The organism is Pinirhizobacter sp. (genome assembly GCF_035317885.1).
Taxonomy (GTDB): Bacteria; Pseudomonadota; Gammaproteobacteria; order Xanthomonadales; family Rhodanobacteraceae; genus Pinirhizobacter.
The window spans coordinates 1-7,365 of the sequence record NZ_DATHFX010000287.1 but is presented as its reverse complement, the minus strand read 5'-3'; the positions used below and the strand labels follow the sequence as shown (position 1 = coordinate 7,365).

At 63.6% G+C, this 7,365-nt stretch carries 8 protein-coding genes and 1 pseudogene; 3 read left to right on the top strand and 6 right to left on the bottom strand.

Annotated features, from left to right (window positions below):
- Positions 1-249, top strand: a pseudogene (locus tag VK519_RS09430) (erythrose-4-phosphate dehydrogenase); the annotation flags it as partial.
- 127 nt (positions 250-376) lie between these two features.
- On the opposite strand, the gene VK519_RS09425 reads toward VK519_RS09430, so the two are convergent.
- The 3 genes from VK519_RS09425 to hmgA are packed head-to-tail and all read right to left on the bottom strand — an operon-like array spanning position 377 to position 3,330.
- Positions 377-1,357, bottom strand: a complete 981-nt coding sequence (locus VK519_RS09425) for a fumarylacetoacetate hydrolase family protein (RefSeq protein WP_324349287.1) — start codon at positions 1,355-1,357, stop codon at positions 377-379.
- 21 nt (positions 1,358-1,378) lie between these two features.
- Positions 1,379-2,032, bottom strand: coding sequence for a hypothetical protein (locus VK519_RS09420; RefSeq protein ID WP_324349286.1), 654 nt, complete (start codon positions 2,030-2,032; stop codon positions 1,379-1,381).
- Entirely contained in the window at positions 2,032-3,330 is a 1,299-nt protein-coding gene (hmgA, locus tag VK519_RS09415) for a homogentisate 1,2-dioxygenase (protein WP_324349284.1), read from the bottom strand. Before hmgA ends, VK519_RS09420 begins: the two co-directional genes overlap by 1 nt.
- A 109-nt stretch (positions 3,331-3,439) precedes the next feature.
- On the opposite strand from hmgA, the gene VK519_RS09410 reads away from it, so the two are divergent.
- The gene (locus VK519_RS09410) at positions 3,440-3,838 is read left to right on the top strand and encodes a DUF5362 domain-containing protein (RefSeq protein ID WP_324349283.1); all 399 of its coding nucleotides are present in this window, start codon (positions 3,440-3,442) and stop codon (positions 3,836-3,838) included.
- Between the two features lie 70 nt (positions 3,839-3,908).
- Here VK519_RS09410 and hppD read toward each other — a convergent pair whose 3' ends face one another.
- A complete protein-coding gene (hppD, locus tag VK519_RS09405; RefSeq protein WP_324349282.1) occupies positions 3,909-5,033 on the bottom strand; it encodes a 4-hydroxyphenylpyruvate dioxygenase in 1,125 nt (374 codons plus the stop codon).
- A gap of 52 nt (positions 5,034-5,085) precedes the next feature.
- Between hppD and VK519_RS09400 the strand changes: the two genes are divergently transcribed.
- A complete protein-coding gene (locus VK519_RS09400) occupies positions 5,086-5,523 on the top strand; it encodes a MarR family winged helix-turn-helix transcriptional regulator (RefSeq protein ID WP_324349281.1) in 438 nt (145 codons plus the stop codon).
- Positions 5,524-5,532: 9 nt separating this feature from the next.
- Here VK519_RS09400 and VK519_RS09395 read toward each other — a convergent pair whose 3' ends face one another.
- Positions 5,533-7,023: a peptide MFS transporter gene (locus VK519_RS09395; protein ID WP_324349280.1), complete on the bottom strand. Its 1,491-nt coding sequence runs from the start codon at positions 7,021-7,023 to the stop codon at positions 5,533-5,535.
- A gap of 101 nt (positions 7,024-7,124) precedes the next feature.
- Positions 7,125-7,365, bottom strand: a 241-nt coding sequence (locus VK519_RS09390; RefSeq protein ID WP_324349279.1) for a tryptophan 2,3-dioxygenase family protein, incomplete at its 5' end; no start/stop codon positions are given.

The window sequence follows — 7,365 nt, the reverse complement described above, 5'->3', positions numbered from 1 at the left end:
TCGAAGGAAGAGATCGATGCAGCCATTGCCGAGGCCGGCAACGGCGCGCTGAAGGGCATCCTCACCACCAACACCAAGCCTCTGGTGTCGATCGACTTCAACCACAACGCGCACTCGTCGATCTACGACGCCACGCAGACGCGCGTCATGGGCGGCACGCTGGTGAAGGTGCTCTCGTGGTACGACAACGAGTGGGGCTTCTCCAACCGCATGCTGGATATGACGCGGGCGCTGATGGCTGCGAAGTAACGCAGCGCGCCATAGGCGACGTCGTCGCCGAAGCGATGGGGGTCAGAGTGTTCACTCTGACCCCGGTTCACAAAAAAAGCCCGCCGCGACTTAAGTCCGGCGGGCTTATCTTTGAGGCCGCGGCAGTCTAAAGCGCGGCCATCTTCTGCTCGATCGCCCCGAAGATCGACTTGCCATCCTTGTCGGTCACCTCGATCCTTACCGTATCCCCAAACTTCAGGAACGGCGTCTTCGGCTTGCCGTCGCGCAGGGTTTCCACCGTGCGTTGTTCGGCCAGGCACGACGCACCCTTGGACGTATCTTCGTTGGCGATGGTGCCCGAACCCACCAGCGTGCCGGCCGTCAACGGCCGTGTCCTGGCCACGTGCGCCACCAGCTGGGCAAAGCTGAACTGCATGTCCACGCCACACTCGGCCTCGCCGAACCATTGTCCGTTGATCCAGGTACGCATTGGCAAGTGCAGTTTGTCGCCATGCCATGCATCGCCCAACTCATCCGGGGTGACGAGCACCGGCGACAGAGCCGAACGCGGTTTGGACTGCAGGAAGCCGAAGCCCTTGGCCAGTTCGTTGGGAATGAGGCCGCGCAGCGAAACGTCGTTCACCAGGCCCACCAGCTGGATGTGTTCGGAGGCCACCTCGACGCTGGCGCCCATCGGCACGTCGTCGGTCACCACCAGCACTTCGGCTTCAAGATCGATGCCGAAATCTTCGCTGGGCACCACCACCGGGTCGCGGGGTCCGAGGAACCCTGCGCTGGTGGCCTGGTACATCAGCGGATCGCTATAGAACGACTCAGGCACTTCGGCGCCGCGCGCGCGCCGCACGCGTTCGACATGCGGCAGGTAGGCACTGCCGTCGACGAACTCATAGGCGCGCGGCAATGGGGCGGCCAGCCGGGTGATGTCCAGGGGGAAAACACCCGGCGCGTTGCCGTTGGCCAGGTCCTCCGCCAGCGCATTCAACCGCGGCGCGAGGTTTTCCCAATCGTCCAGCGCGGCCTGCAGGGTCGGTGCGATGCCGGCGGCGGTGACGGCCGTGGTGAGGTCGCGACTGACCACGACAAGCGTGCCATCGCGGCCGCCTTCCTTGAGTGATGCCAGCTTCATCGGTATTTCCTTGGGGAGGGATCAGCCACAACCTTCGACGTACAGCACCTGCGGCGGCACGCCCATGTGCCAGCGCGAGACGATGCCGTCGGGCCCGGCCTGGAAGACGATGCGCGCCTGGGCCTGCGGGGACGGCGTGACGATGAGGTCTTTCGCATTGGCGGTGTACTTGTTCGGCTGCACGGCCAGTTTGTCCTTGTAGAGCCCGGTGATCTCGTTGGCGGTCATGCCGATGCGCCCGCCGCCGGGGGCCACGGTGTCGCCCTGGCGGACGTCCACACGCTTCAGTACGCCGTCCTGCACCATGAAGGCGATGTCGCGGCTTTCCTTCGGCGGCGCCAGAAAGGCGCAGGCGTTGGCATCGGTGAGCGTGGCTGGCGTGAGCGGGGACTTCCATGCGGCGCGCAGGTCGTCAACCGGCATGCCCCAGCGAAGATCTAAGAAGCCCATGACGTCGGTTCCGAGCTGGTCGGCGGGCGCCACCGGCGCCACCATCGTCGAGCCCTCGGGCGGGCCGGCGGTACTGCCCGGTGCCGGGCCGGGCGGTAGCGCAGGCTTGGGCGCGGCCGCAGATTCGGCCGGCGGGGGTGCCATCTGCGAGGTATCGGCGGCTTCCTTTTGGCAACCGGCAAGGCCGAGGGCCAGCAGCATGGGCAGCAGGACTGACTTGTTCATCACGATTCCGGATTGAAGTGCCGGTGGATATTCTGCCAGCAGCTGTAGTAATCGCCCTGTAACTGCGGTGAGGACAGGGCCTGCGCCACCGGGCGGATCACCCGCCGTGTCTCGAACATGAAGGCCATGGTGCCGGCGATGTGGTCCGGCTTGCTGGTATCGGCGGCGCTGGCCTTCTCGAAGCTGGCGGCATCCGGACCGTGGCCGCTCATGCAGTTGTGCAGGCTTGCGCCGCCGGGCACGAAACCGCCGGCCTTGGCGTCGTAGGCACCCTTGATCAGGCCCATGAACTCGCTGGCCACGTTGCGGTGGAAATACGGTGGCCGGAAGGTGTGCTCGGCGACCAGCCAGCGCGGCGGGAAGATGACGAAATCCATGTTCGCCGTGCCCGGGGTATCGCTGGGCGAGGTAAGCACGGTGAAGATCGATGGATCAGGATGGTCCACGGCGATCGAGCCGATGGTGTTGAACCGTTCCAGGTCGTATTTACAGGGTGCGTAGTTGCCGTGCCAGGCCACCACGTCCAGCGGCGAATGATCGATGCGCGCCGACCACAACCCGCCCTGGAACTTCGCCACCAGTTCGAAATCGCCGTCGAGGTCTTCATAGGCTGCCACGGGCGTGAGGAAATCGCGCGGCGACGCCAGGCCGTTGGCACCGATCGGGCCCAGGTCCGGCAGGCGCAGCGCGGCACCGAAATTCTCTGCCACATAACCACGGGCCGCGCCATCGGGGAGGTCCACGCGGAAACGCACGCCGCGCGGGATCACCGCGATCTCGAGCGGAGAGACCTCGACCACGCCCAGCTCCGTGTGCAGCATCAGGCGGCCTTCCTGCGGCACGATCAGCAGCTCGCCGTCGGCGCTGTAAAAATAGCGGTCCAACATCGAACGATTGGCGGCGTACAGGTAGATGCCGCAGCCGGCCTGTTCGTCCGCGCCGCCGTTACCGGCGTAGGTCACCAGGCCGTCGACGAAGTCGGTATCTGCCGGCGGGGCCGGAAGTGGATCCCAGCGCAGCTGGTTGGGCGTAGCCGGCGTCTCGTGGAAGCGATTGTGGAAGCGGGCATGCTCACGGGGCACAAAGGGCTCGTGCATCGCCGCCGGCCGGATGCGATAGAGCCAGCTGCGCCGGTTGGCATGGCGCGGCGCGGTAAAGGCGCTGCCGCTGAGCTGCTCGGCATACAGGCCGCGGGCCACGCGCTGCGGCGAATTCTGGCCGAGGGGTAAAACACCCTCCAGGGCCTCGGTGGCGAATTCGTTGGCGAAACCCGATTGGTAGCGCAAGGTGCTGGTCATCATCGGTTCCATGCGTTGGCAAAGCGTCAAGGGTGGATGCTATCGTGCCCGCGCGCCGTTGCAGCCAGGGACGGGCGTAAAAAACCAAACTCAAATCAAGGGGATCTGCATGTCCGAATCCATGGCTCCGCCGCCGTACGGCACAACCGTGTCCAATACCGTGAGTGATCTTGCAGTCCCGCTTTCCTCTGGCAGTGGCTGGATGAAGTTCGTCGGCATCATGTTCATCATCCAGGGCGCGATGACCGCCCTCACCATCGTCGGCATCCTTATCGCCTGGCTGCCGATCTGGATCGGCGTGCTGGTGATGCAGTCCGCCGGAGCCATCGAGCGGGCCCAGCTCAGCGGCGATGCCATGGCGATGAAAGAAGCACTGTCCAAGCTTCGCACCTATTTCGTGATCCAGGGTGTGCTTTACCTGATCGGCCTCATCATCTTCGCGCTGTACTTCGTGTTCTTCGGCGCGGTGTTCATGGCGATGTTCCGCAATGGCATGCCGTTCCACTGATCGGTTTGGGCGGGGTCAGAGTCATGACTCTGACCCCCAACCCGCAACCCCGCCGGCCCGGTAACGTCGGCTACAGCACGCCGCGGCGCATCTGGTCGCGCTCGATGGATTCGAACAACGCGGTGAAATTGCCGTTGCCGAAGCCCTCGTTGCCCTTGCGCTGGATGATCTCGAAGAAGATCGGCCCGATCGTGTTCTGCGTGAATATCTGCAGCAGCAGCTTCGTTCTGGTCTCGGTATCCGCGTCGATCAGGATCTTGTTCTTCTGCAGGCGCGGGACATCCTCGCCGTGGTTGGGCACGCGCATGTCGATCACTTCGAAATACGTGTCCGGGGTATCGAGGAACTCCACGCCCTGCGCACGCATGGCTTCCACCGAGTCGTAGATGCTGTCGGTGAACATGGCGATGTGCTGGATGCCCTCGCCCTTGTACTCGTGCAGATATTCATTGATCTGGGATTTTTCATCCGCGCTTTCGTTCAGCGGGATGCGCACCATGCCATCGGGCGCGGTCAGCGCCTTGGATACCAGGCCGGTCTTGGCACCCTTGATGTCGAAGTAGCGGATTTCGCGGAAGTTGAACAGGCGCTCGTAGTAATCGGACCATTTCTGCATGTTGCCGAAATACAGGTTATGCGTGAGATGGTCGATGAAGGTGAGGCCGAAGCCCTTCGGGTGGCGGTCCACGCCGGGCAGGTACTCAAATTCCCTCTCGTAGGCATCCCCTGAGGCGCCATAACGGTCGACCAGGTACAGCGCGGCGCCACCGATACCAAGGATCGTGGGCGCTTTGAGGGCCAGGGTGTCGATCTTGCCCGCAATCAGTTCCGCACCGTTGGCCAGGGCCGTCTTCTGTACCTCAGTGGCCGGACGGTTGAAGCGGATGGCGAAGCCACAGGCCGAGGGGCCGTGCTTGGCAGCGAAATCAGCTGCAAACGAGCCGGGCTCTTCATTGACCAGGAAGTTACACTCACCCTGGCGGTACAGGGTGATCGCCCTGGACTTGTGCCGGGCCACGGCCGAAAAGCCGAGCCTGGGAAAAAGGGTATGCAGGAGTTGGGCATCGGGTGCTGCGAATTCTACGAATTCGAAGCCATCCACCCCTTGCGGGTTCTCGAAAGTGGTCACCTGCATGCCGACATTGGGCTGGGCACTCATGGGATTCTCCTGGGAAAGGTCGGCTCGTGCCGTCATACCATACGTTATAGTTTCACTTGAAACCAATTGCAAGGAGTATCGCACCACGATGGCCGACTCAGCCCACCATCCCCTGGCCCTGGAGCAGTTCCTGCCCTACCGGCTGTCGATCGTCTCCAACACGATCAGCCAGGCCATCGCTGCGGATTACCAGACCCGGTTCGACCTCACCATGACCGAGTGGCGGGTGATGGCGGTGCTGGGCCGGTTTCCGGATGTATCGGCCCGCGAGGTGGCCGAGCGCACTGCCATGGACAAGGTAGCCGTGAGCCGCGCGCTGGCCCGTCTGGTCAAGTCCGGGCGCGTGATCCGCGAAATCCACGACGAGGACAAGCGGCGATCGGTGTTGCGCCTGAGCGAGGCCGGCTGGACCATCCACGACGAGGTCGCTCCCCAGGCACGCGCCCACGAAACGGAGTTCTTCGCCGTGCTGGACGCTGAGGAACGCGCCTGGTTGCTGCGCATCCTGGAAAAACTGTCCGCCTGAACGGTGCGGTTACTTCACCCCATGCATCAGCCGCTGGATCAGCGGGGCGATAAGGAACAGCAGCACGCCCGCGCCCATCAGTGACCAGAAGCCGAAGGTGTATCCATCCAGGGCCGAGGCGGTGGTCATGCCCGTCTGGCCACTGACGTGGCCGGCGAAGATGCCCGACAGGTTGTTGCCGATGCCGGTGGACAGGAACCAGCCACCCATGCCGAAGCCGACCAGGCGCAAAGGCGCCAGCTTGGTCACCATGGAAAGCCCGATCGGTGACAGGCATAGCTCGCCCACCGACTGGATCACGTACACCATGAAAAGCGTCCAGAACGGGATCTTGCCCGACGCATCCACCATGCCCGACAGCGCCAGCATCAGCAGCGCGAAGGCCACGCCGTTGAAGATCAGTCCAAGGCCGAACTTGCGCGGGATGGACGGATTGAGCCGACCCATGCGGATCCAGATATAGGCCAGGACAGGCGCAAGGGCAATGATGGCCAGCGAGTTCACCGACTGGAACCACGCCGTGGGGAATACGAAGTCGCCCAGCTGGCGGTTGACGATCTTGTCGGCCAGGAAGGTGAAGGAGCTGCCCGCCTGCTCGAAGAACATCCAGAACAGCACATTGAAGGCGAAGATGATCAGCATGGCGATCACCCGGTCGCGCTGCACGCGGCCCTCGCGGATGCCTTCGACCAGCAGCAACACCGCCAGCACCACGAAGAGGATGCTAAGCACCCACTGCAGGAAACCCGCACCCACGGCGAGCAACAGGTACATCACCGGGATGCCGGCCACGATGCCCACCAGCACATAGGCCACCCGCTTCATGCTCTCGCCGCCGGCCGGCGGCCGCCCGATATCGTTCAGGCCGCGGCGCCCGAACCAGAACCAGAACAGGCTGATGATCATGCCAACGCCCGAAGCCATGAACACCACCTTGTAGCTGGGCATGTCCATGCTGCCGAAGACCGCCTTGGCCAGGTACTCGGTGATCACCGGGGCGATCAGCGCGCCGAGGTTGATGCCCATGTAGAAGATGGTGAAGCCGCTGTCGCGGCGCTCGTCGGTGACCCCGTAAAGCTTGCCGACCATGGTGGAAATGTTCGGCTTGAACAGGCCGTTGCCCACGATCACCGTGGCAAGGCCCAGTTCGAAGATGTGTTTTTCCGGAAAGGCGATCAGGAACAGTCCAGCCGCCATCACCGCGGCGCCGACCAGGATCGACCTCTGGTAACCCAGCACGCGGTCAGCCACGTAACCGCCGAAGATGGCCGAGGCGTAGACCAGCGCCAGGTAGGCGCCATAGGTTCGGCTGGCCGGCTGCTCACCGGTGGGATCGCCACCGAAGAACTGGGCCACGATGTACAGCACCAAGGCCCAGCGAATGCCGTAGAACGCAAAGCGCTCCCAGAATTCGGTCATGAAGAGCATCCACAACGGCCGCGGGTGGCCCAGCGTGGTGGGAAACTCCGGTCGATCGCTTTCCGTGGCGGTGTGGGTCATGTCTGTGCCCTGTCCGTTTTATGAGTCCGGGCACACCTTCGCCTGCGCGGTGGCTTTACGTCAACGGGCAGCGCAACATCCTGCGATACGGGCAGACGGGGTCAGGTGCCCAGCAGGGTCCGCACTTCCAGAAGCTCGGGAAAGAAGGTCTGTTCCAGCGCCCGCCGCAGGAAGGCCACGCCGGAGGACCCGCCCGTACCCGGCTTGTAGCCGATGATCCGCTCCACAGTCTTCATGTGGCGGAAGCGCCAAAGCTGGAAGTTTTCCTCGATATCCACCAGCTGCTCGCACAGGTGGTATTCCGGCCAGTGGTCGTGGGGGGCATCGTAGATGCGCTTCAAT